Below are 26402 nucleotides of genomic sequence, written 5' to 3'. Positions count from 1 at the left end.
ACGTACGGGAAAGGGAGTGGGACGGGGTGACGGGGGCCGTGGAAGAGATGCGGGCGGAGTACGAGGATCCTGAGGCCGGGCGGGGGTCCGGCGGGCGCGAGGCGGTGCCGGAGCGAACCTTCGCGGCGCTGCCCGCGGTGCGCGGCGGGGCGTTCGCGCAGACCTGGTGGGGCCGGGCCTGGCTGAAGGCGCTGGAGGACACCGCGCTCGACGGGCAGCAGGTCAAGCAGGGGCGGCGGCATGCCCGGGCCGGTGCCGTCGGGGCCGTGTCGGTGCGCCCGGGCCGGATCACGGCCATGGTGCAGGACCGCGATCACACCCGGCACCGCGCCGATGTCCTGCTGCAGCAGCTCGGCCCGCGGGAGTGGGACCAGCTGCTGGATGTGATGGCGGACCGCGCCGGGCACATCGCCGCCCTGCTGGACCGGGACATGCCGCCGGTGCTCGCCGAGGACGCGTCGGCCGTGGGCATCGAACTGCTGCCGGGCATCGGCGATCTGGAATCGGAGTGCAGCTGCGAGGAGTGGGACCACTGCGCGCACTCCGCCGCGCTCTGCTACCAACTGGCCCGGCTGCTCGACGAGGACCCGTTCCTGCTGTTGCTGGTGCGCGGCCGCGGGGAGCGGGAGTTGCTGGACGAACTGCAGGCCCGGAGCGCGGCGCGGGCCACCGAGGCCTCCGGGGAGCGGCCGTCCGCGGCCGTCGGCACCCCCGCGGCGCAGGCGTACGCGACGCGGGAGGCGCTGCCGCCGCTGCCCGCCCTGCCGCCACCGGTGGAAGCCTGGGACGACCCGGCTCCCCTCGGGGGCGGCACCCCACCCGAGCCCGGGGTGGAGGACGCCGCGTTGGAGCTGCTGCGGGCGGACGCGGCGGCGCGGGCCCGGCAGTTGCTGGCCGGGGCCCTCGCCGACCGGCCCGGTCAGGCGCCGCCCGCGCTCACCCGCGTGCAGGACGCCGTGCGGTTGGCGGCCACCGATCCGGGGCCCGCGGTGACGGCGCGTCTGGCGGCGGGTTCGGGGCGCGATGCGCGGACCATGACGCTGGCGGTCCGGGCCTGGCGGCTGGGCGGCGTGGAGGCGCTCGACGTCCTGGAGAAGGACCGGGTGCCGGATCCAGCCGATCTGGTGCGTGCCCGGGCGCAGCTGGCCGCCGCTTGGCCGCAGGACGCCGACCGGCCCGAGCTGCGGATGTCGCACGGCCGTTGGACGGTGCGGGGCGCCGACGCGCAGTTGCGCCACGGGCGGGACGGACGCTGGTGGCCGTACCGCAAGGAGCAGGGCCGTTGGGCGCCCGTCGGCCCGGCAACGGAGGATCCGGCGACGGCGCTCGCCACCGCGATATCCGGTTCGGACGCCGCGAGCGCCCCGGATTCGCGGACCGGTACGGGCCCGGACGGCATATAACGCCGGACGGTCCCCGGTGCGTCCGGGTGTCCCGTCGGCCGATCCCCGTCGCCCTCCTGCGGGCGGGCGGCGGGACGTGCTTCGCTGAACCGATCCCCTACGCACCGATCCCGACCGCCCCGGTCCCCGTCGCACCACAGTCCGCCGAGGCCGGTGCCCCGCAGCGAGGAGGAGCCATGACCGGTACCCCACCGGCGCCCGGCCGGGCAGTCGGCTGGCGCACGAGTTCGCGGTGGGCCCGCTGCTGCGCCGCCGCGGCAACGTCCTGGCCGTCCGGGTGCACCGGTGGTCGTCCGGCAGCTATCTGGAGGACCAGGACCAGTGGTGGCTGCCCGGCATCTTGGCACGTTCCGCTGCCCCGGCTGGGGATGCGGATGGCGGTTCCGGGCGGTCTGGGCCACGCGCGGTGGTTCGGCGGCGGGCCCGGCGAGGGTTACCCCGGCAGCTGGGCGGCCGCGTGCCTCGGACGCGGGGAGTCGCCCGTTGACGCGCTCCAGACGCCGTATGTCCGCCCGCAGGAGAACGGCGCCCGGCCCGGTGTGCGGTGGGCGGAGCTGACCCGGTCCGACGGCACGGGCCTCCGGATCGGCGGTGTACCGGAGTTCTTCTTCACGGCCCGGCGCTGGACCACCGAGGAGCTGGACGCCGCCCGGCACACCACCGGCCTGACGCCCGGTGAGCGGGTGTGGCTCCACCTCGACCACGTGCAACACGGCCTCGGCAGCCGCTCCTGCGGCCCCGGCATCCTCCCCCGGCATCGTCTGACGGCCGGGCCCGCCCGGTTCGCGTTCTCGCGGTGCGGTGAGGCGGCCGTGACGTGCGTATGGGGGCGCCTCGCCGAGGGCGCCTCAGTTCAGGGCGAAGCGCTCGCACGGCGCGCCCCGGAGGCGGCCCGGCGGGAGCCTGCGGCCGTAGGCGACGAGCAGCAGGTCCTGGGCGGAGCCGGTGAGGGCGGCGCCGGTGCCGTAGGTCCATTCCCGGTCGTCGGCGTGCAGCGCGACACCGTCCAGCGCGGCGCCGAAGAACCGTACGGTCCGGGGCGTGACGCTCTCCAGGAGGACGCTCAGCCGGTCCTCGGGCACACGCCGGTCCAGGCCCAGCGCGACGGTGATGTCCAGACCGTGGATCACGTCGTGCCCCAGGGCACCCACGAACCCGCCGACCGGCGGCTTCCAGGGATGGTGCGCATGCGTGCGGAGCGCCGCGGCCAGCTCCCGCGGGGTGAGGGCGGCGGCGTCCCGGCGGGCGCACCGGTCGGTCATCCGGTGCAGGCTCCCGCAAGCCGCCAGGAGCTCCCGTACGACCCGGGAGAGCGGATAGCGGAAGCCGAACGACATATGGGCGACGACCTCCCGTACCCGCCACCCCGCGCACAGCGTCGGCGCGTCCCAGGAAGCGTCCGGCAGGCCGTCCCAGACGTCCGCCAGCTCCCGGCGTTCCGCCGCGATCAGGGCCCTGATGTCCATCGTTGTTCTCCCATGTGCGCGTGGGGTGAGCGGAGCCGTGCACCGTGCCTCCAGGGTGTACGGGACCGCTCCCCGCGTCCAAGAACGGGTTGTTGTGGTCGCTAGAATCCGTGGTTATGGAGCTTCGGCAGCTGCGGTACCTCGTCGCCGTGGCGGAGGAGGCCAACTTCACCCGCGCCGCCGCCAGGCTGCACGTCGCCCAGCCCGGGGTGAGCGCGCAGATCCGGCAGCTGGAGCGGGAGTTGGGGCAGCCGCTGCTGGACCGCTCGGGGCGACGGGTGACGCTGACAGAGACCGGCGAGGCCGTACTTCCCCACGCGCGGGCCGCGTTGGCGGCCGTCGATGGCGTCCGGCAGACGGCCGACGAGTTCGCCGGGCTGCTGCGCGGACGGGTGCGGCTGGGGCTGATCTCCGGTGCCGCCGGCCACGCCTTCGATGTGGTGTCGGTGCTGGCCGGCTTCCACGAGCGGCATCCGTGCGTCGAGATCGCGCTCACCGAGGACACTTCGGAGCGGATGCTCGGCGCGCTGCGCCGCGGCGAACTGGACATCGTCGCAGTCGGGTTGACCGACGAGGCGCCGCCGCCCGGGGTGTCGTTCCGGCTCGTGGTGGACGAACCGCTGGTGGCGGCCGCCGCGCCCGGCGATCCGGTGTTCGACCGTGCCGTCGGCGGAGCGCTGCCGCTCACCGCGCTGGAGGGGCGGCGGCTGATCGGTCTGCCGCGCGGCACCGGCCTGCGCGCGGTGCTCGAACGCGCCTGTACGCGGGCCGGGTTCCGGCCGGACATCGCCTTCGAGGCGGCGTCCCCGGGGCTGGTCACCCAGCTCGCCGCGCGGGGCCTCGGGGTGGCCGTGGTGCCCGCGCTGCCGGACGCGGTCGCGGCGGAGGCCGGGCTGTGGACCCGCGAGCTGACCGAGCCGCCGCTGCGTGGCCGGGTCGCGTTGGCCTGGCGGGCGGACGGCTCTCCGGGACCGGCCGTCCGGATCCTGCTGGAGCGGCTGCACACCGCGCTGACCAGGGTCGCACCGGACCCGTCGCGCTCCCCGTAACCATTCGCCGCGCCCGGGTGGCGTGATGATCCGGGCAGGCGGGGCCCGGGTGATGCCCGTGGCGCGTCCGTCCCCGCTTCGCCGTTCCCCTGGAGAGGTTCCCGATGGTCCGCACGTCCCCGCAGTTCGCCAATGCCCTCGCCGCGGGCCCGGTGGTCCTCGACGGCGGGCTGTCCAACCAACTGGAGGCCGCGGGGCACGATCTCGGGGACGCACTCTGGTCGGCGCGGTTGCTCGCCGAGGATCCGGAGGCGGTGATCGAGGCGCACCGCGCGTACTACGCGGCGGGGGCTCAGGTCGCCATCACCGCCAGCTATCAGGCGACGTTCGAGGGGTTCGCACGGCGCGGGATCGACGCCGACGAGGCCAGGGTGCTGCTCGGCCGCTCCGTGGCGCTGGCCCGCGAGGCGGCCGACCGGGCGCGGGCGGGCGGGGTCACCGGTCCGCTGTACGTCGCCGCGTCCGCCGGACCGTACGGCGCGATGCTGGCGGACGGTTCGGAGTACCGGGGCCGGTACGGGCTGACCGTGGCCGAGCTGGAGCGTTTCCACCGGCCCCGGCTGGAGGTCCTGGCATCGGCCGGGCCGGATGTGCTGGCCCTAGAGACGGTGCCGGACGCCGACGAGGCGCGAGCCCTGGTGCGGGCGGTGCGCGGGCTGGACATCCCGGCGTGGCTCTCGTACAGCGTGGCGGGGGCGCGCACCCGGGCGGGGCAGTCGCTGGAGGAGGCGTTCGCGGTGGCGGCGGACGCGGACGAGATCGTCGCGGTGGGCGTCAACTGCTGCGCGCCCGCCGACGCGGACCGCGCCGTCGAGGTGGCGGCGCGGGTGACCGGCAAGCCGGTGGTGGTCTATCCGAACAGCGGGGAGAGCTGGGACGCCGGGGCCCGTACGTGGTGTGGTGCGCCGGAGTTCCGCGCGGACCAGGTGGCCACTTGGGCGGCGGCCGGGGCGCGGCTGATCGGCGGCTGCTGCCGGGTGGGGCCCGAGCAGATCCGTGCGTTGGCTGAGCAGTTGCGGGGGTGAGGGGCGGGCGTTCGCGGGGCCATCGGGCGGGGAGGCCGTCAGCTCGCCCGGGGAGCGCCCCGCTCCACGCCCGCCCGGGAGCCCCGGCCCGGGAAGCGCCCTGCCTGGGAGCGCCCGCCGGAAGCCTCCGGCCGACGGCCCGTTCGCCTGGGGACAGCCGTGCGGCAACGCGCGCCCCGGACGCGCCGTCCTCGGCGGAGCGGCGCGCCCCACACCCGTCAGGACAACGGCGCGTGCAGCTTCTTCGTGCCGGAGCGGTTGCCCATCAGGCTGCAGCTGACGTTCTTGATGCCGAGGTCGTAGCCCTTGAGGTTGGGGAACTGCACATAGGTCCCCTCGGCGGTCCCGGCGGGCTGGCGGGCGGCCTTGCTCTCCAGGTCGCTCTTGCAGATCTTGGCGGCCTCGTCCTTGATCTCGGAGCTGGACGTGAAGCCGGAGCGCAGCTGGTGGACGGTGACGACCTCGGCGTCGTGCGCATCGTCGCAGGACGCCGCCTCGTTGTTGCCGCTGCCGTCCGCCGGGAGGTCGTAGCAGTCGCCGACCTCCAGCTTGTAGAACGGGATGGTGCTCTCCGACGGCGAGGCGCTCGCGGGGTCGGACGGGAAGCCCGTGGGCGTGGTGGGCCCGTCGTCGGGCGTGGCGCTCGGCGAGGCGTCGGTGCTCTCGGACGGCGTGGCGCGGTTCTTCTTGTCGTCGTCGCCGTCGCCGCTCATCGCGAAGATGCCGAAGACCACGGCGAGCACCAGGACACCGCCACCGATGATCGCCGCGATGATCTTGCCGTTGCCGCCGCCGGACGGCGGCGGGGGCGGCGGCTGCCAGCCCCCGGGACCGCCGGGACCCGCCGGGCCGAAGCCGGGGCCGACCGGACCGAAGCCGCCGGGCGGCGGACCGGCCGGCTGTCCTCCGGGCGGCGGGAACCCGCCCTGGCCGTACCCGCCCTGGGCCGGGCCTCCGGCACCGTAGCCGCCGGGAGGCGGGCCGAAACCGCCCTGGCCGTCGTTCGGGGGCTGGTTCGGCGGGGGCGGCGGAGGCGGCGGAAAGCTCATGACGGAGATAATCGCTTCTTTACAGGGTCTTGGGAAACTCGGTGACAGAGCTGATACAGGCGACGGCTGAAATGTCCGGCGACTGGGCACGGGTCGGTCCACAGCCACCCGCACCACCCTACGGCCCGGAGGTTTGACGTGTTCATCGACCTGCCCCTGGACGAACTGCGCCGCTACCGCCCGCCGCTGCCCGAACCCCCAGGCTTCGACGCCTTCTGGCACCGGACGCTGACGGAGACCCACGCCCATGACCTCGACGCCCGCTTCACCGCCGTCGACGCCGGGATGGCGCTCCTGGACACGTACGACGTGGAGTTCGCCGGATTCGGCGGGCACCGTATCCGCGGCTGGTTCCTCGCACCGCGCGGCGCCGAAGGCCCGCTGCCGTGCGTGGTGCAGTACCTCGGCTACGGCGGCGGGCGCGCGCATCCCCATGACTGGCCGTTGTGGCCGTGCGCCGGGCTGGCGACGCTGGTGATGGACGCCCGCGGGCAGAGCGGCCCCGACCGGCCGGGCGACACCCCGGATCCGGTCGGGGCGGCCCACCCCGGTGTGCCGGGGAAGATGACGCAGGGTCTGCTCGCCCCGGACACGTACTACTACCGGCGCCTGTACACGGACGCGGTCCGCGCGGTGGAGGCGGCGGGCGCCCATCCGATGGTGGATCCGGCGCGGATCGTGGTGTCCGGGCGCAGTCAGGGCGGGGCGTGCGCGCTGGCGGTGGCGGGCCTGGTGCCGGAGGTCGCCGCGGCGCTGATCGACGTCCCGTTCCTGACGGACATCCGGCGGGCGCTGGAGGTCACCGAGGACGGGCCCTACGGCGAACTGGCCCGCTACTTCGCGGGCGAGCGGCTGGACATCGACCGGGCGCTGGCCACCCTCGACCACGTCGACGGGCTGAACTTCGCGGCCCGCGCGCAGACGCCCGCGCTCTTCAGCACCGGGCTGCGCGACGCGGTGACCCCGCCGTCCACCGGCTTCGCCGCGTACCACCACTACGCGGGTCCCAAGGAGCAGCAGGTGTGGCGGTTCAACGGGCACGAAGGCGGCGGCGGGCATCAGCGGACGGAGCAGATCCGGTTCGTCCGCGAGCTGTTCGGCTGAGCCGACGGGGCGTCCCGGGTCTGAGGTCGGGGCGCCCCGGGTCGTGAGGTCGGGGCGCCCCGGGCCCATTACCATGCGGCACGCACCGGGGAGTGCCCCGGGCACACAGTGGCCGAACGGCCCGGTCCGCGGCCGGGCGGAGGGAGAGAGCGCGATGGGCGCACAGGCAGCGGGACCGCTCGTCGTCGGCGTGGACAGCTCGACGCAGTCCACCAAGGTGCTGGTGGTGGACGCGGCATCCGGCACGGTCGTCGCCCGCGGCCGGGCCCCGCACGCCGTCGGCGGCGAGGTGGGCAAGGAGAGCGATCCGGGGCACTGGTGGGCGTCGCTCGCCGAGGCGTTGAGACAGTGCGGGGACGCGGCGCGGCAGGCGGGCGCGGTGTCCGTGGCCGGGCAGCAGCACGGTCTGGTCACGCTGGACGCGGCGGGCGCGCCGGTGCGGCCCGCGCTGCTGTGGAACGACGTACGGTCCGCGCCGCAGGCGGAGCGGCTGGTGGCGGAGCGGGGCGGGCCCGCCGCGTGGGCCGAGCGGGTCGGCAGCGTGCCGGGCGCGGCGTTCACCGTGTCCAAGTGGGCGTGGCTGCGCACGCACGAACCGGCCGCGGCCGCCGCCACCGCCGCGGTCCGGCTGCCGCACGACTACCTCACCGAGCGGCTGACCGACGAGGCGGTCACCGACCGGGGCGACGCGTCCGGCACCGGCTGGTGGGCATCGGCCACCGAGGCGTACGACACCGCGGTCCTCGACCACATCGGGCTGGACCCGGCGGCGCTGCCCCGCGTCGCCGGCCCCGGGGAGGTGGTGGGCACCGTACGGACCGATGAGCTGCCGCTGCCGCACGGCGCGTTGGTGGCGGCGGGCACCGGCGACAACATGGCCGCGGCGCTGGGGCTCGGGCTGCGGCCCGGTCGGCCGGTGCTGAGCCTGGGGACGTCCGGCACGGTCTACGCGGTCTCCCGGCGGCGTCCGGCCGATCCGTCCGGTACGGTCGCCGGTTTCGCGGACGCGCGCGGCGACTGGCTGCCGTTGGCCTGCACGCTCAACTGCACCCTGGCCGTGGACCGGATCGCCACGTTGCTGGGCCGTGACCGGGAGGCGGTCGAGGCGGGCGGCGAGGTGGTGGTGCTGCCGTTCCTCGACGGGGAGCGCACCCCGAACCTGCCGGGCGCGTCGGGCCTGCTGCACGGGCTGCGGCACGACACGACGCCGGGTCAGGTGCTGCAGGCGGCCTACGACGGCGCGGTGTTCGCGCTGCTGAAGGCGGTGGACCAGGTGCTGGACGCCGACTCGGCGGCCGATGCGCCGCTGCTGCTGATCGGCGGCGGCGCGCGGGGCCGGGCCTGGCGGGAGACGGTGCGGCGGCTGTCGGGGCGCCCGGTGGAGGTGCCCGAGGCCCGCGAACTGGTCGCGTTGGGCGCGGCGGCGCAGGCCGCGGGGCTGCTGCTGGGCGAGGACCCGGCGGCGGTGGCGCAGCGCTGGGGCACCGCCCGCGGCACCGCGTACGCAGCGCGCGAACGCGACACCGCAGCATGGGAGCGGCTGACCGCCACGCTGGCCGACGGGGACGCGCTGCTGCGGAGGTGAAGCCGGGCGACGGGCGCGTCCGGGCCGTTCCCCCGCGTGGGGCCGGGCGCCTCCGCCCCGCTCCGTGCCGGGCGCCGCGGCACCGGCCGAGCGCTCCCCCTCCCTTCCCGGGCCGGGCTCCGCGGCACCGGCCGGGCGCATCCCCTCCGCTCGCCGCCCCGGGCCGCGCGGCGCGCCCGGCCGTCACAGGGATCGCTACGACATTCGAGTGACGGCGTGTCACCTCCAACTCGCTTGCATGACCTGCGAGTTCCGTCTTTGGTTCGCCCATTGGCACTCATTGAAGGGCCTTGGCGTCCGAGGGACGGCTGCGCATCATGAACACACCGGCCACACGTGTCATGTACGCGTCCCCCCCCTCGGCCTCGTCAGGAGTTCGCATGGAGTACGACCACACCTCCCTGCCCCGCCGCCGCCTGCTCACCGGCGCCGCCGCGCTCGCCGCGGCCGCCGCGCTGGTCCCGTCCGGCAGCGCCGCCGCCCGCACCCGCACCGCGCGGCCCCGGGCGACCGCCTATCCGCCCGTGCACTGGAACCCCGCCAACGCCGCCAACTTCACGGAGGCCAACCGCCCGACGGAGTATCCGGTCGAGATGGTCGTGATCCATGTGACGCAGGAGACTTTCGCCGACACCCTCAAGGTCTTCCAGGACCCGGCCCACAAGGCGGCCGCCCACTACGTCGTCCGCTCCTCCGACGGCTACCTCGCACAGTGCGTCAGCGAGAAGAACGTCGCCTGGCACGCGGGCAACTGGGACTACAACACCCGCAGCATCGGCATCGAGCACGAGGGCTGGATCGACGACCCGAAGTGGTTCACCGACGCCCTGTACCGGCAGTCCGCCGTGCTGACCGCGGCGATCTGTGACCGCTACGGCATCCCCAAGGACCGCGAGCACATCATCGGCCACGTCGAGGTCCCCGGCGCCAACCACACCGACCCGGGCCAGTACTGGGACTGGGCCCGCTACATGGAGCTGGTCAAGGGCCGGGCCTGACGGTCCGCCACCCCGGGCGCGACGGCCGTTCCCGAGACGGCCGCCGCGCCGACATCCGCACGCGGGCTCGGTGCGCGGGACGGCGCGATCTGGACGGCGGCGGCTTCACGACGCTCGCGCCCCGGGAGCCGCACGGCGGGCCGGTCGTGGTGCACAACCATCCGTCGGGCGGCATGGAGCGCCCGGCGCCGAACGCGCTCGGGGTGTTCGCGGGCGGCTGACGCCGCGCCCGGACGGCATGCGGCCCGCCGTCGGGTCCGGCTACGGGCGGACGCTGCCGATCACATCGGCCGCGCCGGAGAGACTGTGCCGGAGGTCCGGGGCGATGTTGCTGCTCGCCAGGTAGAAGCCGAGCAGCGCGCAGACGATCGCGTGCGAGAGCTTGAGTTTGCCGCTGCGCAGGAAGATCGCTGTCAGAATGAGCAGCAACAGGACGACCGAGATCGTCAGAGCCATGGGTGCACCTCCGCGACGGCCGCCCGACAGGACGGCTAGGAGTGGCAAGTTTGGCGCATTTCAGGCACAATCCGGCCCGCGATCCGGTGCCCCATCCGGGTGATCACTGCGGGTCACGCTTCTTTTCACCCCGAGGCGCCCCAGAGTTCCCAACCCCCATGTGTCACGGATCACTTTCCCCGTGGGCAACGGGCCCTCCCGATCAGCCGTCTTAGCGACGGATACATCCGGCGCCTTCCGCGTCGACGCACACCCCCGGCCGACGGAAGTACCGCCATGACCCGACAGCGCGCCCCGCGACGACCCGCGGGGCATGCGGACCGCCGTACGCGGTGGCCGTGCGCCCTCGCGTCGACCGAATATCCCCTTTCAAAGCTTAATGTGACGGAATGAGCACCGTGCAGGACCAGGATCAACTCACGGGGTGGCGGCGGTTCCGGCGCCGCGTCCCCAACGGCTTCGCCATCGCCTTCGGTGTGCTGGGCCTCTTCTGCGCCGTCACGGCGCTCTTCGGACCGCTGCGGCGCGGACTGCACCCGGTGATCTACTGGCTGGACACCCTCACCATCCCCGTGGCGCCGAACTTCGCGTACGCCGCCTTCCTGTTCCTGCTCGGCGCGGCGATGGCCGCCCGCAAACGGGTGGCGCTGTGGTTCGTCGTCGCCTACATGCTGCTGGTCGCCCTCGCCGACGCGCTGTTCCTCGCCGCCGGGTACTGGGAGTTCGCCGTCTCGCTGGCGGTGTGCACCGCCATCCTCGTGCTGCTCGTCGTCTCGCACCGCGAGTTCTACGCCATCACCCGGCGCGGCGCCTTCGTCCGCGCCGCGGGCGTCCTGGCGGCCGGGCTGGTCGCCGCGGTACTGCTCGGCTGGGGCCTGGTGACGCTGTTCCCCGGCTCACTGGAGCACGGCGCCGCCAACCGGCTGCTGTGGGCCGCCAACCGCGTCTGCGGCGGGCTGGTCGGCGGCCGGATCGTCGAGGGTCATCCGCCGCACTGGATCATCATCCTGCTCGGCCTCTTCGGCGCGCTCGCGCTGCTCAACGCCGCCGCCACACTCTTCCGCTCGCAGCGCATGGAGGCGGCGCTGCACGGCGACGAGGAACCCCGTATCCGGGCGCTGCTGGCCCGCTACGGCGGCGACGACTCGCTGGGCTACTTCGCCACCCGCCGCGACAAGGCCGTCGTCTTCTCCCCCAGCGGCAAGGCGGCCGTCACCTACCGCGTCGAGGCGGGCGTCTGCCTGGCCAGCGGTGACCCGGTCGGCGACCGCGAGGCGTGGACCCAGGCCATCGAGGCGTGGCTGGAGGTCGCCGGGCGCTACGGCTGGCAGCCGGCCGTGATGGGCGCCAGCGAGGAGGGCGCGAAGGCGTTCGCCCGCTGCGGTCTGGGCGCCCTGCAGCTCGGTGACGAGGCGATCCTGCACGTCAAGGACTTCGAGCTGGACGGCCGCGACATGCGGGTCACCCGGCAGGCCGTCAACCGCGTCCAGCGCACCGGCGCCACCTGCCGGATAAGGCGTCACTCGGCACTCAGCGATGCCGAGATGCGCGAGGTCATCGACCGCGCCGACGCCTGGCGCGACACCGAGACCGAGCGCGGCTTCTCCATGGCGCTGGACCGCCTCGGCGACCCCGAGGACAGCGACTGTCTGCTGGCCGAGGCGTTCGACGGCGAGGGCCGGATGATGGCGCTGCTGTCGTTCGTGCCCTGGGGCGACGACGGCATCTCGCTGGACGTGATGCGGCGCGACCGCAGCGCGCCCAACGGCGTCATGGAGTTCATGGTCGCGCAGCTGTGCGCGCAGGCCGGGCAGTTCGGGGTGCACCGCATCTCGCTGAACTTCGCGGTGTTCCGCTCCGCCTTCGAGGAGGGCGCGCGGATCGGCGCGGGCCCGGTGCTGAAGTTCTGGCGCCGCCTGCTGCTCTTCTTCTCCAAGTGGTGGCAGCTGGAGGCCCTCTACCGTTCCAACGCCAAGTACAACCCCGAGTGGTACCCGCGGTTCCTGTGCTACGCGGACACCGGTGCGCTCGCCCGGATCGGCCTCGCCTCCGGCATCGCCGAGGGCTTCGTCGCCGTACCGAGCCTCGGCAAGCTGTGGGGCAAGGGCCACAAGAAGAAGCTGATCGCCCCGGCGAGCACCGCCGGACTGCCCTCCCTGGAGGAGCTGGGGCTGGTCAGCGAGGCGCCGACCGCCGAGGAGCAGCGGAAGCGGGAGCTGGCCGCGCTGCCCGAGCAGGTGCGCACCCGCCACCTCAAGCTGGAGCGGCTGCGCGCCGAGGGCACCGACCCGTATCCGGTCGGTGTACGGCGTACGCACACGCTCGGTGAGGTCCGCGCCGCGCATCCGGGGCTGGAAGCCGGTGCACACACCGGTGAGACGGTGCGTATCGCCGGGCGGGTGCTGCTCACCCGCGATCACGGCGGGGTGCTCTTCGCCGTGCTGCGGGACTGGTCCGGTGACCTCCAGATCGCGCTGACCCGCGACACCACCGGCAAGGAGCTGCTGGAGCGCTTCGGCTCCGACATCGACCTCGGCGACCATGTCGAGGCGGAGGGCGAGGTCGGCGCCAGTGACCGCGGCGAGCTGACCGTCTTCGTCACCGAGTGGCGGCTGACGGCGAAGTGCCTGCGGCCGCTGCCGGACAAGCGGCGCGGTCTGACCGACCCGGAGGCAAAGGTCCGCCACCGCTATGTCGACCTGGTGGTCTCGCCGGACGCCCGGGAGACCGTACGGGCCCGCAGCACGGCCGTGCAGGCGCTGCGGCAGGGGCTGATCGACCGGGGCTACCTGGAGGTCGAGACGCCGATGCTCCAGCAGATCCACGGCGGCGCCAACGCCCGGCCGTTCCACACCCACATCAACGCCTACAACCTCGACCTGTATCTGCGTATCGCGCCCGAGCTGTATCTCAAGCGGCTGTGCGTGGGCGGTATGGAGAAGGTCTTCGAGATGGGGCGGACCTTCCGCAACGAAGGCATCTCCTACAAGCACAACCCCGAGTTCACGATGTTGGAGGCGTACCAGGCGTTCGCCGACTACGACGTGATGCTCGACCTGACCCGGGAGCTGATCCAGGGCGCCGCGGTCGCCGCGTTCGGGACCGCGACCGCCCGTAAGGCGGATGCGAACGGGCGGCTGGTCGAGCACGACATCTCCGGAGCCTGGCCGGTCAAGACGGTCTACGGCGCGCTGTCGGAGGCGCTGGGCGAGGGGGTCGACGCGGACACCGACGCGCGGGTGCTGCGGCGGCTGTGCGATGCCGCGTCGGTGCCGGTGAAGCCGGAGACGGGCCGCGGCGACATCGTGCTGGAGATGTACGAGCGGCTGGTGGAGGAGCGCACGACGCTGCCGACGTTCTACAAGGACTTCCCGACGGACGTCTCGCCGCTGACCCGCCAGCACCGCAAGGACCCGCGGCTGGCCGAGCGCTGGGATCTCGTCGCGTTCGGCACGGAGCTGGGCACCGCCTACTCCGAGCTGACCGACCCGGTGGAGCAGCGGCGACGGCTGACGGCCCAGTCGCTGCTGGCGGCGGGCGGCGACGTGGAGGCGATGGAGCTGGACGAGGACTTCCTCCAGGCTCTGGAGTACGCGATGCCGCCCACCGGTGGTCTGGGCATCGGCGTGGACCGGCTGGTCATGTTCCTCACCGGTCTGTCGATCCGCGAGACGCTGCCGTTCCCGCTGGTCCGGCGCCGCTGAGCGGTCCGCCCCCGTACGCCGCGCGCCTCTCCTGCGGGAGGGGCGCGCGGTGCGTTTCCGGCCGTCCGTACGGGAATCACGGCCCCGGGTGAAGCGTTGGCCGCACATGACGACTTATGTGGTGCACCACAACGGCCGGGCCGCGACCGCGGAGGAGCTGGCGGCGGTCGCGTTCGGCAGCCCGGCCCATTTCACCGCCATGCAGGTACGCGGCGGCCTGATCCGGGGGCTCGACCTCCATCTGGCCCGGCTGCGTACGGCTTCGCTGGAGCTGTTCGGGCGGGCGGTCCCCGACGAGGAGGTCCGCTCCCAGCTGCGGGCGGCGCTGGCGGCGAGCCCCGCCGATGTGTCGCTGCGGGTCCTGGTCCACGCGCCGGGCGATCCGTTCGCGGCCGAACCGGGCGAGCCCGCGATGCTGGTCCGTACGGCGTCCGCCGGGGCCCCGCCGACGGGTCCGCTGGCGCTGGCGGCGGTGGCGCACGAACGGTTCCAACCGGCCGTGAAGCATGTCGGGGAGCCCGCGAAGCGGTTCTTCCTACGGCAGGCGGCGGCGGAGGGGTTCGACGACGCCGCATTCGTCGACCGGGACGGGCGGCTGAGCGAGGGCACGATCTGGAACCTCGCGTTCTGGGACGGCACGGCGGTGGTGTGGCCGGTCGCCGGGATCCTGGACGGCATCATGCAGGGCATGATCAAACGGCAGTTGACGAAGCTCGGCGTCCCCCAGCGCGACGCCGAGGTACGGGCCGACGGCCTCGCCCGGTGGGCCCGCGGGGCGGTGGTCCTCAACTCCCGGACGCCTGCGGTCGCCGTCCACCGCATCGGCGACGAAGCCCTGCCCGAGGCCCCGGACTTCGTGGCGCTGCTGCACCGGGCGCATGAGGCGGAGCCGTTGGTGGCGCCGTGAGGGGCTGAGGTTACGGGGCGCCGCGACGGGGCTGCGGGGCGGGCCGGGGTGCCGCGACGGCCGGGGCGGGGCCGCGCCGGGCGGCGGGCCAGGCCGGTTTGGGGCCCCGTTTCGGGCGGGTGCAGGGCCCTCGTCGGGCGGGCGTTGTCAGACCCCTCGGTTACGTTGCGTGTATGACGGAATACGACATCGTGACGGTGGTGGGGGCCTGGCTCGGGGCCTGGGTGTGGGGCGATGTGGCGCGGCTGCTGCGCGCGGTCGGGCCCCGGCGTCCTTACGCCGCCTCGGGCCCCTCCCCCGGAACCGTGCCCCGTTCCGCCCCCAGGTCGGCCCACCGCACCGTCCGGTCGCACCAGCGCTCCAGCAGCGTGCGGTCGTGGCCGACGGCGAGGAGACCGGCGCCGGTGCGGGCGCGGTACCCCTCGACGACGGCGACCAGCGCCGCGGTGGTGGACGCGTCGAGCATGGCGGTCATCTCGTCGCAGATCAGCCAGCGCGGCTCCAGCACCAGCGCGCGGGCGAGGCAGGCGCGTTGCAGCTGTCCGTCGCTGACCTCGTGCGGGCGGCGGGTCAGCAGATCGGCGGTGAGGCCGACGGCGGGGGCCAGCTCCGCGACGGCGGAGGCAGCCTCCGTGCGGCGGCCGGTGGCGCGCAGCGGTTCGGCGATGAGATCGGCGAGCCGCAGCCGGGGGTCGGCGGAGAGCCGGGGCTGCTGGAAGACCACACCGAAGGAGGTGCGCAGGGCGCGGGGCGCGCGGTGGCGCCAGCCCGGGGCCGTCACACCGTCCACGGTCACCGTCCCGGCGTCCGGCCGGTGCAGCAGCGCCGCGACCCGCGCCAGCGTCGACTTGCCGCAGCCGCTCGGTCCGAGCAGCCCGACCGACTCGCCGGGCCCGACGGTCAGGGAGACGCCGGAGACGACCGGCCGCCGCCGCTCGTATCCGGCGGTGATGTCACGCAGTTCGAGCACGGCGGTCGCCCTTCTCCTCGGACTTCTCGGGGGCGTCGGCCGGGGGCGGGCCGGGGTGCGGATGGTGGCAGGCGACGCCGCCGGACGGTTCGGGGCGGACGGCGCACCGGGCGTCCGCGCGGGCGCAGCGGGCGGCGAAGGCGCAGCCGTCCGGCAGGGCACCCAGCTCGGGCGGCAGTCCGGGGATCGGGGTGAAGGCGCGGCCGGGCAGCGCGTCGAGCAGCCCGCGGGCGTACGGGTGGCGGGGGCCGGGCGTGCCGAAGAAGGTGGCGGCGTCGGCGTGTTCGACGATCCGTCCCGCGTACATGACGGCGACGTGGTCGGCGATCCGCTCGGCGGCCGCCAGATCGTGGGTGATCATCAGCAACGCCCGGCCGTTGTCGGCGTGGGCCCGCAGCGCGTCGACGGTGCGGTCGACGAGGTCCCGGTCGAGGCCGGTGGTGGGTTCGTCGGCGAGCAGCAGCCGGGCGTCGCCGACCAGCGCGAGGGCGCTCGCCGCGCGCTGGGCGAGACCGCCGGAGAGCTGGTGCGGGTAGCGGTCCAGGTGGTCAAGGGGGAACGCGGCGCGGGTCGCGGCCCGCTCCACCGCCGCGTGCAGCGCCTCCCGCGCCGCGCGACGCCCGGGCCGCCGTCCGGTCGGCGGGTCGGCCGTCGCTCCGGCCGTCGCTCCGGCCGTCGCCGGTTCGGCTCGCCCGCCGGTCAGCTCCCGTACGGTCTCCTCCAGTTGGGCGCGGATGGTGCGGACGGGCGTGAGGTGGGCGGCGGGGCTCTGCGGGACGAGGCCGATGCGGCGGCCGCGGACGATGCGGGCCAGCTGCCGTTCGTCGGCGGTGAGCAGTTCCACGGCGGGCGCGCCGTCGGCGGCCGTCAGGTGGGCCGCGCCGGACGTCTCGGCGTTGCCCGGCAGCAGGCCGAGCAGCGCGGAGGCGAGGACCGACTTGCCGCAGCCGCTCTCGCCGACCAGGGCGAGGCAGCTGCCCGGCGCCAGGTCGAAGGAGGCGCCGGAGACGGCGTGGACGTGCCGGCCGCCGCGCAATCGGAAGCGGACCGACAGATCGCGCACCGACAGGACGGGGGCCGGGGGCGGGGCGGTGCGGGGCGCGGTCACAGCATCAGCTCCGATCGGCGGCGGGGGTTGATCCGTTCCCGCCAGGCACCGGCCAGACCGGCGAGGGCGAGGGTCGGCACGATGAGGAAGAGGCCGGGGAAGAGCGTCGGCCACCAGGCGCCGGCCAGCAGCGAGCCGCGGGCGGCGCTGACCATGATGCCGAGGCTCGCCTCGTGGGCCGGGAGCCCCAGGCCCAGGAAGGACAGCGCGGACTCGTGCCAGATGGCGTGCGGCACCATCAGCACGGCGGCGAGTCCCGCCTGCGGCAGCACCCCGGGCAGCAGATGCCGCACGGTCACCCGCCACCGGGAGGCGCCGCCGGAGACCGCCGCGTCGATATGGGGGCGGGAGCGCAGCGACAGCACCTCCGCGCGGACGATGCGCGCCGTGGACAGCCAGTGGGTCAGCGCCACGGAGAGGATCACCGGCCAGACGCCGGGCCGGAACATCGCCACGATGAAGATGCCCAGCAGCAGATGGGGGACGGACGAGAAGAGATCGACGAGCCGCATCACGGCGCGGTCGGCCCAGCCGCCGAGCGCCCCGGCCAGCGCGCCGACGGCGGTGCCGAGCCCGACGGCGACCAGCGCGGCGACCACGCCCACCAGCAGCGAGACCCGAAGACCGTAGACGCAGCGCAGCATCAGGTCGCGGCCGACCTCGTCGGTGCCGAAGGGATGGGCCACGGACGGCGCGTGGAGTTTCTGGGCCAGGTCGACGGACTGGCTGTCCAGCGGGGACAGCAGCGGGACGACGAGGACGGCGAGGACCACCGCGGCGACGAGGACGGCGCTGACCCACACCCGCACAGTGCGGGTGCGTCGCTGACGGCCCGCGCCGGGGCGCCGGTGCCAGGTCGCCTCCGGTGCGGCCTTCGTGGCGGCGTCCGGTCCGGCCGTGGTGTGCCGCTCGGTGGTGGTGTGCGAGTCAGCCATCGAAGCCCACCCTCGGATCGGCGAGACCGTACAGCAGGTCGGAGAGGAGGTTGCCGGCGAGGACGGCGGCGGTGGCGAGGACGGTGAGGGCGGCGAGCAGCGGGAAATCGACGGCGGTTGCCGCCTCGACGGTGGCGGCGGCGATGCCGGGCCAGCTGAAGACCGTCTCGACCAGCAGCGCGCCGGTGATCAGTTCCGGGACCCGGGAGCCGACGAGGGTGAGGACCGGCAGCAGTCCGGAGCGGAGCGCGTGGTGGAGCAGGACGGTGCGTTCGCGCAGGCCGCGGGCGCGGGCGCCGCGCACCGGGTCCTCCTCCAGCGCGTCGCCGACGCCCTGCCGTACGTACAGCACGAACCACGGGAGCTGGGAGACGGCGAGGACCAGGGCGGGCAGCGTCACATGGCGGGCGATCTGGCCGGGGGTGGCGAGGTCGGTGCCGGTGTCGGTGAGGCCACCAGCCGGGAGGACGCCCAGTTTCAGGGCGAACAGCCAGACGGCGAGGAGGCCGAGCCAGAACGGCGGCGCGGCTTCCAGGGTGTAGGCGACGGAGGTGACGGCGCGGTCGAGGAGACCGCCGCGGCGGCGGGCGGCCGCCACGCCGAGAGCGGTGCCGACGACGACGGCGAGGACGAAGGCGAGCGCGCACAGCAGGACGGACCAGCCGAGGCGTTCGCCGATGACCTGGGTGACGGGGGCGCGCAGCGTGGCGGAGTCGCCGAGGTCGCCGGTGAGCGCGGCGGTGAGCCAGTGCCACCACCGGCCGATCAGCGGCTGGTCGACGCCGAGGTTGTGGCGCAGCTGGTCGAGGTTGGCCTGCGAGGCGGTGAGCCCGGCGTCGCCCGCGTAGGCACGGACCGGGTCGAAGGGCGAGGCGGCGGCGACGGCGAAGACCCCGAAGGTGACGGCGAGGAGGACCGGCACGGCGAGCAGCGCCCGCCGGCCGGTCATCCGCGCCATCGCCGCCCAGGGCGGGGAGGTGCGCGTCATCACGTGGCGGGCTGCCAGTCCTCGACGTTCCACCAGGGCCCGGAGGCCAGGCCGTGGTCGTGCGGTTCGGTCTGGGTGGTCAGGCCCTTCCAGCGGTCGGCGATCACATAGACGTGGTCGACGTGGGTGAGGAAGGTGTAGGCGGGGTTGTCGACGAGGCGGCGCTGGACGGCGTCGTAGGCGGCCTTGCGGGTGGCCTTGTCGTCGGTGCGGCGGGCCTCGGTGAGCTTGGCGTCGACGGTCTTGTCGGCGTAGCGCGACATGTTGTTGAAGCCGTCCCCGGCCAGCGAGGAGTGCAGCAGGAGGTACTGGTCGAAGTCGGGATCGGCGGGGCTGCCGCCACCGGCGAGGACCGCGTCCTTGGCCATGCGCGGCTCGATGGCCTCCCAGGTGCCGGATTCGACCTTGGCCTCGATACCGGCCTTCTTGGCGTCGGAGGCGAAGGCGAGGGCGTGTTCCTGGCGGAGCTTGTCGCCGGAGAGGTACCAGAGGGTGAAGGAGGCGCGCTGGTGGCCCTTGGTGCGGATGCCGTCCGGGCCCTTCTTCCAGCCGGCGTCGTCCAGGATGTGCTCGGCCTTCGTCAGGTCGTGCGGGCGCTCGGTGCCCTTCGCGAACCAGGGGCTGTCGGTGGGCACCGGGCCGTAGGCGGGCTTCCCGGCGCCGTTGAGGATGCCCTTGACCATGGCCTCGCGGTCGACGGCGAGGTCGAGGGCGCGGCGGATGGCCTTGGCGCCGGTGACCGGGTTGCCGGTGGGCAGCGTGACGTTGCGGTAGTCGAAGGTCGTGGCGGTGACGGTGGTGCGGTGCTTGTCGCCCTTGAAGGTGGCGGCGAGTTCCGGCGGCAGGATGGCGCCGTCGAGGTCGCCGGAGCGCAGCCGGGTGGCGCGGATGTCGTCGTCCTTGATGATCGCCATGGTGAAGTTCTTCACCTTCGGCGCGCCGCCCCAGTAGTGCGGGTTGGCCTTGAAGGTGAGCTTCTCGCCCTTGGACCAGCGGGTGAGGACGTACGGGCCGGTGCCTATCGGCTTGGTGGTGAATGCGCCGTGGTTGATGTCCTGCTTGCCCGCGATGTGCTGCGGGGCGATGGGCAGGACGGCGCGCTCGGCGAACGGCGCATAGGGGTACTTGAGGTGGAAGACGACGGTGTGGTCGTCCTTCTTCTCGACGTTCTTGAGGGCGTCCAGCTCCGCCTTGGAGGCGTTGTTGGTCTGGGAGTCGAGGATGGTGGAGTAGGTGAAGACGACGTCGTCGGCGGTGAAGGGCTTGCCGTCGCTGAAGGTCACGCCGCGGCGGAGGCCGAAGGTGTAGGTCCGGCCGCTGTCGGTGATCTTGGGCAGTGCGGTGGCGAGTGCGGGCTTGAGACGCATTTCGGCGTCGTGGGTGAGCAGCCCGTCGAAGATCTTGGAGTTGCCGTCCTTGCCGTAGCCGAGGAGCGGGCTGAGCGTCTCCGGTTCGTACGCGATGCCGACCACCGCGGAGTCCGTGCGTCCGGTGGCAGCCTTGCCGCCGTCCGGTGTGGAACAGGCCGCCGCGCTCAGCGCGAGGCCGGCCGCCAGCGTCACCGCGGCGGCTCCCCGTAGGAACCGGGCCGTCATCCTCATGACTCCTCTGCATAGGGATCGCTATTGCATGGTCAACGCAATTAAAGCGTACGTAAAGGGACGCTGACGAAGCGGGGCGGGTCTGATAGTGGCCGGTACCGGTCGGTGACCGGTCGGGCACCCGCCGCGGCCCCGGGCGGCCGGTGCGGCAGCGGTTCCGGCGTGCGGACCTCGGTGGCAGACTGCTGCCCCCAACGGGACGGGGGCGACCGTGAGCGGCGATCAGAGCGGTGGGACGGGACAGGGGCCGACGCGGCCGGGGCGACGCGCTCGTGCGTGGCGGTGGATCCGGACCGAAGGCCGGTTCGTCGCCGACACGGTCCATCCGGAGTCGGCCGGGATGAGCCGCGGGCGGCGGCTGGCCACCTACGGCATCGCGCTTCTCTGCGCGGCGTTCCTGGTGGGCCTGGGGCTGGCGCGTTCCTACTTCACCGCCGGGACCGAGGCGCGCATCGGGGACAACGCGCAGAGCGCTCTCGACGCCGAGAAGGGCTACCTCCACGCCGCGTTCCGCCCCATGCTCCGCGGCGCCTACGGTCCCCCGTACTCCGCCTTCTCCCGTGCGCCGCTGAGCGCGCGCGAGATCGACGGGGTCCACCGCGGCGAGTACGACAGTTCCGTGCTGCGGGACAGCGTGGCGGCCACCGGGTTCAGCCTCGGCGCCCAGGACGCCTCGCCGGGCAGCGGTCAGGTCTCCTACGTCGACCTGGTCAGCGACAGCAGCTCGATGATCACCGTGACCGGTATCGACGCGACGCACATCCGCTGCCGGAAATCCGGGATGGTCGCCGAGATCCACACTCCCGCTCAGGGGGATTCGCCGATCAAGGGGCTGGCGTACAAACTTCAGGACCGCGCCGGAACGCCGAACGGGTTCATCACCGACATCGAGGATCCGCACTGGGGCGAGCCGTACTTCGCTCACCACACGATTCCGCTCGGCGGCGCGGCGGCCCCGCAGACGTTGAGCGTCCTGGGCGTCGCCGACCCCGGCGCGTACTGCACCTGGGACCTGGAAGCGCACTTCACGACCGACGACGGCGCGGAGCACCACACCCGGCTCAACGCCGAGCCCCTGGTCACCGAGGGCGGGCCCGGCAACGGGCTCGGCACCCAGCATCTCCAGGTGGATCTCGCCACGCAGATCCGGTGGCGGTGCGAGCACGGGCAGCGGAAACCGGAGGAGTGCGGCGGCGTGTTCCGCATCCGGCCGTAGGGCCCCACCCCCTGAACCCTCTCGCTCGCCGAACGCCCCTAAGGTGCAAGGAAGATCGCGAACCTGGGGCAGGGGACGAGTGGCGAACGTGGCGAACGAGCGGGATGAGGCACCGACGCGCAGGCGGGTCCTGTGGGGCATGTCCGCGCTGGATGACGTTCGTCCGCGACATCCGCGAGACCGAGGGCGTCGACATCCCCCCGCACGTCGCCGCGATCGAGGACACCGAGGCATATCTGACGTACGTGCTGCCCCGGATGCGTCCCGAACAGCGCTTCCTGGCCACCGAGTTCTCCCTCGTACGGTGCTGGAGGCAGCATCTGAGCGATCCCGTGCCCGCGTCGTTCGCCCGGCGCCGCGGCATCGCGGCGGACACCCCGGTCCGGCGGGCGCTCCGGGACGCCGCCGCACACCCGCTCCGGCAGGCCGACTGGAAGCAACTGCTGCTCGGCAGCGACTGGTTCGGCTCGCACCGGAAGTTCCTGACGCACCAGATGCAACGGTTCCGGGCCACCGGCCGCCTCGCGGTCGTCGCGTACGGCGTCGCCCAGGGCCCGCCATGGTCCGCGACATCGGGCCGGATTCCGTGCCCTGGCTGCTGAACAGCGTCTACTCCGACCTCACCGCCCAGCCCTCCGCCGACGGCACGCCCGCCCCCAACCCGGCCTGGTACGAGGAGTTCCGGGCCCTCCAGCGGACCGAGGACCGCCTTCCGGTGCGCACCGGGACCGTCCCGGTCTGACGCGGGCCGTCCGGCTCCCCCGTACCGCCCTGTCCGCACCTCACAGCGAATGGTCATGAATCCGTAATGCCGCCCACATCGGACGCAACCCGCGGCGTGCTCCGCCCCTCTGGAGGGGTGGCAGGAGCGTGACCGCTCCCGCTCGACCGTTACACCACGAGTGAACGACGACATGCTCCGTGGATGCCACCTGGGGGAGCTCCGCGGGAAGGGAAGTCCATGACCAGGACGGTAAAGACCGAGACGACCATGCCGAGTCGGCGGCGCGCGGCCGTGACCGGCGCGCTGGGGCTGGCCGCGGTGGCGCTCACCGCCGTGCCCGCCCACGCCAAGGGCACCGTGGAGGTGACGGCGCCCCGCACGGCGGCCGTCGGCAAGACCTTCACGGTCACCGCGCACGGGGACGATGACGCCGCCTCCTACCTGCGGATATGCCTGCAGGAGCGCAGCGGCGGGCAGGCGTGGCACCAGGTGACCTGCGGTGCCGTCGTCGAGCGGGGCGGCGCGGAGGCGCAGGCCGTGGCGCACCCGAAGAGCACGCATCGCGGCCCGGTGGAGTTCCGTGCGGTGGCGTACGGGCTGACCGGACCGCACGACCAGCACCCCAAGCAGTGGCGGACCTCGACCGTGGCGACGGTCCAGGTCCGCTGACGCACCCGGGGCCCCGGATCCGTGACGAACCCGCCGCGGATCCGGGGCCCACGGCCGGTCAGGCGCCGCCGGTCGTGAGGGTGAGCTGCCACTTCGTCAGCGCCTCGTCGACCGGCTGGAAGACCGTCAGGGTGTCGCCGCCGCCGCTGCACGTCGCGGTGGAACCGCCGGAGTGGATGCCGACCGCCTTCGGATCGCCGGGCTGGCTGACGTACGCGCCGCCGGAGTCGCCCGCGGTGGAGCAGGCGTTGGTGAACGACAGCCCGTCGACCACTGCACTGCCGTAGTCCACGGTCTGGTCGACGGCGGTGATCTCCCCGCAGTGCCAGCCGCTCGCCTCGCCGGAGCGGCACACGGACGTGCCGACCACGCCCTCCTGCGAGCCGGTGACCGCGGCGGGGGCGCCGCTCTGGCCGGCCACATCGGGGCTCAGTTGCCAGTCCGGCCGGTCCACGTCGACGAGACCGAAGTCGCCCTCGCGGTCGTCGACGCTGTGGGTGCCGCCGCGGTTGGAGGTGCCCAGTCGGCTGCCGTCCTTGCCGTACGCCACCTGGTCCGCGCTCTCGGTGCAGTGACCAGCCGTCAGGAAGCCCCGGCGGCCGCCGCCGGTCACGGAGAAGCCGATGGAGCAGATGCCCTCGTCGCCCGGCATCCACTTCTCGCCGCCGACAACCGTGCCGCCCTGCTGACGCGGCGCGTCGGCGGTGCGGACGGCGCGGACCGCGATGCCGGTGGGCGCGCCCAGCTGCTGCGCCGCCTCGACGAAGGAGTCGGTGGCGGCGGTCCGGGTGCGGGTGTCGATCCGGACCGTGAGGGCGTTGGCGCGTGCGTCGACGCCCCAACCGGTCACGCCCGGCACGCCCTTGCCCGCCCTGGCGTCGATCTGTTCCAGCAGCCCGGTGAGCTGGGCGCGGCTGTGGGTGACGCGCTGCGCGACGGCCCCGGCGTCCTTGACCCGCCGCGCGTCCGCGTCCCCGGTGACCGCGACGACGAGCTTGCCGCTCTTCTTGTCTAACCACGTTCCGGCGGCGCGGCCGGCCAGCGCCCGGCGCACCGCCTTCGCCGCACGCGCCGCCTCCGCCTCCTGCGCGAGCCGGGCCCGCGCCCCCTCCGGCGTCAGGCCGAGGTCCCGCCGCATCGCGTCGAGCATCCCGCGGTTCGTGGGCTGCGGGCTCGGGTCGGGGGACGGTGCGGCGTGCGCCGTGGCGAGCGGGGCGACGGCGGCCAGGACGACGGCGGCGGCCGCACCCCGGACGGCGGCCGTGCGGTGGCGACGGTGCATGGAGCTCTCCTCGCGGGTCGGATACGTCGGCCCGTCGAGCCTCCTCGACCCCGCCACCGTCGGCGCGGGCAAGATCGCCGCGGCATGATGGCCCGATGACGTCCGACACGCGGCACACCGGCCCCGGGCCGTGCGGCCCCGACCCGTTCGGCGGGCTGCCCCGGGCCCTGCGCGACATCGCCTACTCGGCGGCCCGCCATCCGGGAGCGGGGTCACCTGATGGCTCGTCACCGGGCGGGGACGGCGGCCCCGATCTGTCGGCGGGCGCCAACTGCCAGCTCTACGCATACGCGGTGCTGCGCCATCACGGGCTGGGGGTGCCGCCGCTGCGGTCGTCGGAGCTGTGGGCGGACACGGTCGCCACCCGCCGCGTCGCGGCCGCCCGCCCGCTGGACCTGGTGCTCTTCGACGGCGGTCCGGTGGCCGGACGCCCGGAGGGATACGGCGCGCACATCGGGGTGCACCTGGGCCCGGACCGGGTGCTGCACCTGTGCAAGGAGGTCGGCCACCCGGCGGTGTGGGGCTACGCGGACTTCGCGGCGCGGGCGCGGTATGCGCGGGTTTTGGGGGTGAAGCGGGTGGTACGGGGGACGGACCCGGAGGCCGGGGCGGCGGGCTGACGCCCGGTGGCGGGGCGGGCCACCGGGTGCTCGTCCGATGGGCGGCGGTGGCCGCCCGGTGGCGGTGGGCCGGTCACACCGGGGCCCGGCGGCGGGCTCCCCTCGTCGGCCGGCCCGTGCGGTGGCGGCGGCGCGAGCCGTGGACCGCGCCACCCTCCCCCGGACGGCCCCGTCAGAATCCCCCGCCGAACCCGTCCCCGCCGCCTCCGCCTCCGCCGAAGCCCCCGCCATCGCCGTCCCCGAACCCGCCGCCGAAGTCGCCGGGGTCGAAGTCGGAGCCGGAGAAGTCGCCGCCCTCGGTGCCGCCGAGGTCCGCGCCGTAGGCGTGCGGGGCCGTCATCAGATTGCCGAGCACGGTGCCCACCAGCATCGCGGGCAGCAGCCCGCCGCCGAAGTAGCCGCCCGCCCAGGGCGCGTAGGCGGGACCGGCGTCCCAGTAGGGGCGGTCGCCCTCGGCGGTGCGGACCGTGCGGGCCAGCGGCTCCCGGCCGTCGTCGAGGCGCGCCTTGTCGGCGGCGCAGACCGGGACGGTGCGCGGGGCGCCGCCCTCCGGGGCCCACGCCACGTCGACCACGGACGGCCCGTGACGCGGGTCGAAGAAGCACGGCAGGCGCCGCTCGGGCAGCGGGGCGCCGGTGCGGCGGGCGGCCAGCGTCGCGAGCGAGAACCGCCCGTCCTCCAACGCCGCGGTCACCGCCCGCACATCGTCCGGCTGCTCGGCCGCCGCCATCGCCGACTTGGCGGTCTCGTACGCGTCGAGCGCATGGCCGTAGTCGGCGCGCATCGCCTCGTCGGCGCCGGGCTCACCGGGCCGGAAGTCCAGCCGGTCCAGCTCCTCGCCGAACGCGGTGATGTCCTCGTCGACGACGACCCGCAGATCCTCCAGGGCGGCCCGCTCCTGCTCGGCGCGGCGGCGCCGGTTGCGGCGGGCGAGAGCGTACGCGCCGCCACCGCCGACGACGGCCAGTACGCCCAGCCCGACGAGGGTGCCGGTGCCCGGTCCCCCGCCGCCGTCGCCCTCCCAGGCGGCCGGGGCGTGGCCACCCGCCTGGTGGACGGCGGTGTCGACGAAGCTGTTCAGCCGCTCATCGACGGACGGGTATCCGGAACGCTTGACCGCGCCGACGAGGTTCTGCACGGCGCTCCGCTGCATCACCCGGGAGTCGGCCCCGGCGTTGAAGCCGTCGCCGAGCTCCACGGCGTAGACGCCGCTGATGCCGGTCTTGGTGCGCAGATCGCGCAGCAGGGTGTCGGGGTGGTACTCGGCGGCGCGGGGCAGCACCACGACGAAGACCGGCTTGCCGGAGTTCTCGATCTTCTTGGCGAGGGCGTCGGCCCGCTCGCGGGGCAGCAGTCCGGCGGCGCGCGGATCGACGTAGACCGGGCCCTTGCGGAGGGCCGCGGCGGCCTCGTCGAGCCCGCCCGCCGCCCGCGCCGGGGACGCCGGAGCCGCAACGGGCACCAGCAGCGCAGCCAGAAGGACCAGGAGGGGCAGGAGCAGCACACGACGGCTGACGGTCTTCATGCCCACGACGCTACCCGA

General features: G+C 74.4%; 23 protein-coding genes and 2 pseudogenes. 15 read left to right on the top strand and 10 right to left on the bottom strand.

Annotation, left to right across the window (positions count from 1 at the left end; genetic code table 11):
- Positions 1 to 47: 47 nt before the first annotated feature.
- The 3 genes and pseudogenes from OG422_RS27260 to OG422_RS27250 form a co-directional block, all read left to right on the top strand.
- On the top strand, positions 48 to 1403 hold the full coding sequence (locus OG422_RS27260; protein WP_405748011.1) for an SWF or SNF family helicase: 1356 nt from the start codon (positions 48 to 50) through the stop codon (positions 1401 to 1403).
- A 232-nt stretch (positions 1404 to 1635) separates the two neighbouring features.
- Positions 1636 to 1686: pseudogene (locus tag OG422_RS27255) on the top strand (hypothetical protein); the annotation flags it as partial.
- 58 nt (positions 1687 to 1744) lie between these two features.
- Positions 1745 to 2194 (top strand): annotated as a pseudogene (locus tag OG422_RS27250) (beta-galactosidase); the annotation flags it as partial.
- A 57-nt stretch (positions 2195 to 2251) separates the two neighbouring features.
- Here the strand turns inward: OG422_RS27250 and OG422_RS27245 are convergent.
- Complete coding sequence (locus OG422_RS27245) at positions 2252 to 2869, bottom strand: maleylpyruvate isomerase family mycothiol-dependent enzyme (RefSeq protein WP_405746668.1); 618 nt, start codon at positions 2867 to 2869, stop codon at positions 2252 to 2254.
- Positions 2870 to 2985: 116 nt separating this feature from the next.
- Between OG422_RS27245 and OG422_RS27240 the strand changes: the two genes are divergently transcribed.
- Positions 2986 to 3918: a LysR family transcriptional regulator gene (locus OG422_RS27240; protein WP_405746665.1), complete on the top strand. Its 933-nt coding sequence runs from the start codon at positions 2986 to 2988 to the stop codon at positions 3916 to 3918.
- A gap of 104 nt (positions 3919 to 4022) precedes the next feature.
- Entirely contained in the window at positions 4023 to 4943 is a 921-nt protein-coding gene (mmuM, locus tag OG422_RS27235; RefSeq protein ID WP_405746663.1) for a homocysteine S-methyltransferase, read from the top strand.
- Between the two features lie 218 nt (positions 4944 to 5161).
- Here the strand turns inward: mmuM and OG422_RS27230 are convergent, their stop codons facing one another.
- A complete protein-coding gene (locus OG422_RS27230; protein ID WP_185994005.1) occupies positions 5162 to 5992 on the bottom strand; it encodes a hypothetical protein in 831 nt (276 codons plus the stop codon).
- Positions 5993 to 6130: 138 nt separating this feature from the next.
- Between OG422_RS27230 and OG422_RS27225 the strand changes: the two genes are divergently transcribed.
- From OG422_RS27225 to OG422_RS27215, 3 genes are all read left to right on the top strand, one after another.
- Positions 6131 to 7096 carry an acetylxylan esterase gene (locus OG422_RS27225; RefSeq protein ID WP_405746659.1) on the top strand — a complete coding sequence of 322 codons (966 nt, stop codon included), beginning with the start codon at positions 6131 to 6133 and terminating at the stop codon, positions 7094 to 7096.
- A 154-nt stretch (positions 7097 to 7250) separates the two neighbouring features.
- Positions 7251 to 8681 carry a xylulokinase gene (xylB, locus tag OG422_RS27220; protein WP_405746656.1) on the top strand — a complete coding sequence of 477 codons (1431 nt, stop codon included), beginning with the start codon at positions 7251 to 7253 and terminating at the stop codon, positions 8679 to 8681.
- Positions 8682 to 9061: 380 nt separating this feature from the next.
- The gene (locus OG422_RS27215; RefSeq protein WP_405746653.1) at positions 9062 to 9679 is read left to right on the top strand and encodes an N-acetylmuramoyl-L-alanine amidase; all 618 of its coding nucleotides are present in this window, start codon (positions 9062 to 9064) and stop codon (positions 9677 to 9679) included.
- 261 nt (positions 9680 to 9940) lie between these two features.
- On the opposite strand, the gene OG422_RS27210 is transcribed toward OG422_RS27215, so the two are convergent.
- Positions 9941 to 10135 (bottom strand): hypothetical protein, encoded by a 195-nt coding sequence (locus OG422_RS27210; RefSeq protein ID WP_143943268.1) that lies wholly within the window; start codon positions 10133 to 10135, stop codon positions 9941 to 9943.
- 389 nt (positions 10136 to 10524) lie between these two features.
- Between OG422_RS27210 and lysX the strand changes: the two genes are divergently transcribed.
- Both lysX and OG422_RS27200 read left to right on the top strand, forming a co-directional pair.
- A complete protein-coding gene (lysX, locus tag OG422_RS27205; RefSeq protein ID WP_405746650.1) occupies positions 10525 to 13839 on the top strand; it encodes a bifunctional lysylphosphatidylglycerol synthetase/lysine--tRNA ligase LysX in 3315 nt (1104 codons plus the stop codon).
- A gap of 106 nt (positions 13840 to 13945) precedes the next feature.
- Positions 13946 to 14746 carry an aminotransferase class IV gene (locus tag OG422_RS27200; protein ID WP_405746648.1) on the top strand — a complete coding sequence of 267 codons (801 nt, stop codon included), beginning with the start codon at positions 13946 to 13948 and terminating at the stop codon, positions 14744 to 14746.
- A 274-nt stretch (positions 14747 to 15020) separates the two neighbouring features.
- Here OG422_RS27200 and OG422_RS27195 read toward each other — a convergent pair whose 3' ends face one another.
- The 5 genes from OG422_RS27195 to OG422_RS27175 are packed head-to-tail and all read right to left on the bottom strand — an operon-like array spanning position 15021 to position 20342.
- The gene (locus OG422_RS27195; protein ID WP_405746645.1) at positions 15021 to 15716 is read right to left on the bottom strand and encodes an ABC transporter ATP-binding protein; all 696 of its coding nucleotides are present in this window, start codon (positions 15714 to 15716) and stop codon (positions 15021 to 15023) included.
- Positions 15700 to 16824, bottom strand: coding sequence for an ABC transporter ATP-binding protein (locus tag OG422_RS27190; RefSeq protein ID WP_405746642.1), 1125 nt, complete (start codon positions 16822 to 16824; stop codon positions 15700 to 15702). Before OG422_RS27190 ends, OG422_RS27195 begins: the two co-directional genes overlap by 17 nt.
- Complete coding sequence (locus tag OG422_RS27185; RefSeq protein ID WP_405746639.1) at positions 16821 to 17759, bottom strand: ABC transporter permease; 939 nt, start codon at positions 17757 to 17759, stop codon at positions 16821 to 16823. The genes OG422_RS27190 and OG422_RS27185 overlap by 4 nt, the downstream gene beginning before the upstream one ends.
- Positions 17752 to 18747 (bottom strand): ABC transporter permease, encoded by a 996-nt coding sequence (locus tag OG422_RS27180; protein ID WP_405746635.1) that lies wholly within the window; start codon positions 18745 to 18747, stop codon positions 17752 to 17754. Before OG422_RS27180 ends, OG422_RS27185 begins: the two co-directional genes overlap by 8 nt.
- Positions 18747 to 20342, bottom strand: a complete 1596-nt coding sequence (locus tag OG422_RS27175) for an ABC transporter substrate-binding protein (RefSeq protein WP_405746633.1) — start codon at positions 20340 to 20342, stop codon at positions 18747 to 18749. Before OG422_RS27175 ends, OG422_RS27180 begins: the two co-directional genes overlap by 1 nt.
- Positions 20343 to 20688: 346 nt before the next feature.
- Here OG422_RS27175 and OG422_RS27170 point away from each other — a divergent pair, with 346 nt between their 5' ends.
- From OG422_RS27170 to OG422_RS27155, 4 genes are all read left to right on the top strand, one after another.
- Complete coding sequence (locus tag OG422_RS27170; protein ID WP_405746630.1) at positions 20689 to 21564, top strand: hypothetical protein; 876 nt, start codon at positions 20689 to 20691, stop codon at positions 21562 to 21564.
- A gap of 152 nt (positions 21565 to 21716) precedes the next feature.
- Positions 21717 to 22166: a hypothetical protein gene (locus OG422_RS27165; protein WP_405746627.1), complete on the top strand. Its 450-nt coding sequence runs from the start codon at positions 21717 to 21719 to the stop codon at positions 22164 to 22166.
- Positions 22151 to 22306, top strand: a complete 156-nt coding sequence (locus OG422_RS27160; protein ID WP_405746624.1) for a hypothetical protein — start codon at positions 22151 to 22153, stop codon at positions 22304 to 22306. Before OG422_RS27165 ends, OG422_RS27160 begins: the two co-directional genes overlap by 16 nt.
- A gap of 219 nt (positions 22307 to 22525) precedes the next feature.
- On the top strand, positions 22526 to 22957 hold the full coding sequence (locus OG422_RS27155; protein ID WP_405746622.1) for a hypothetical protein: 432 nt from the start codon (positions 22526 to 22528) through the stop codon (positions 22955 to 22957).
- A 58-nt stretch (positions 22958 to 23015) separates the two neighbouring features.
- Here the strand turns inward: OG422_RS27155 and OG422_RS27150 are convergent, their stop codons facing one another.
- The gene (locus OG422_RS27150; protein ID WP_405746620.1) at positions 23016 to 24239 is read right to left on the bottom strand and encodes a S1 family peptidase; all 1224 of its coding nucleotides are present in this window, start codon (positions 24237 to 24239) and stop codon (positions 23016 to 23018) included.
- 95 nt (positions 24240 to 24334) lie between these two features.
- Between OG422_RS27150 and OG422_RS27145 the strand changes: the two genes are divergently transcribed.
- Entirely contained in the window at positions 24335 to 24859 is a 525-nt protein-coding gene (locus OG422_RS27145) for a cell wall hydrolase (protein ID WP_405746617.1), read from the top strand.
- Between the two features lie 172 nt (positions 24860 to 25031).
- On the opposite strand, the gene OG422_RS27140 is transcribed toward OG422_RS27145, so the two are convergent.
- Positions 25032 to 26384: a hypothetical protein gene (locus OG422_RS27140; protein WP_405746615.1), complete on the bottom strand. Its 1353-nt coding sequence runs from the start codon at positions 26382 to 26384 to the stop codon at positions 25032 to 25034.
- Positions 26385 to 26402 lie beyond the last annotated feature (18 nt).

The organism is Streptomyces sp. NBC_01525, from assembly GCF_045040405.1.
Classification (GTDB): Bacteria; Actinomycetota; Actinomycetes; order Streptomycetales; family Streptomycetaceae; genus Streptomyces; species Streptomyces benahoarensis.
Note: the sequence above shows the minus strand (reverse complement) of the source record. Positions and strands in the feature narration are given on the sequence as shown.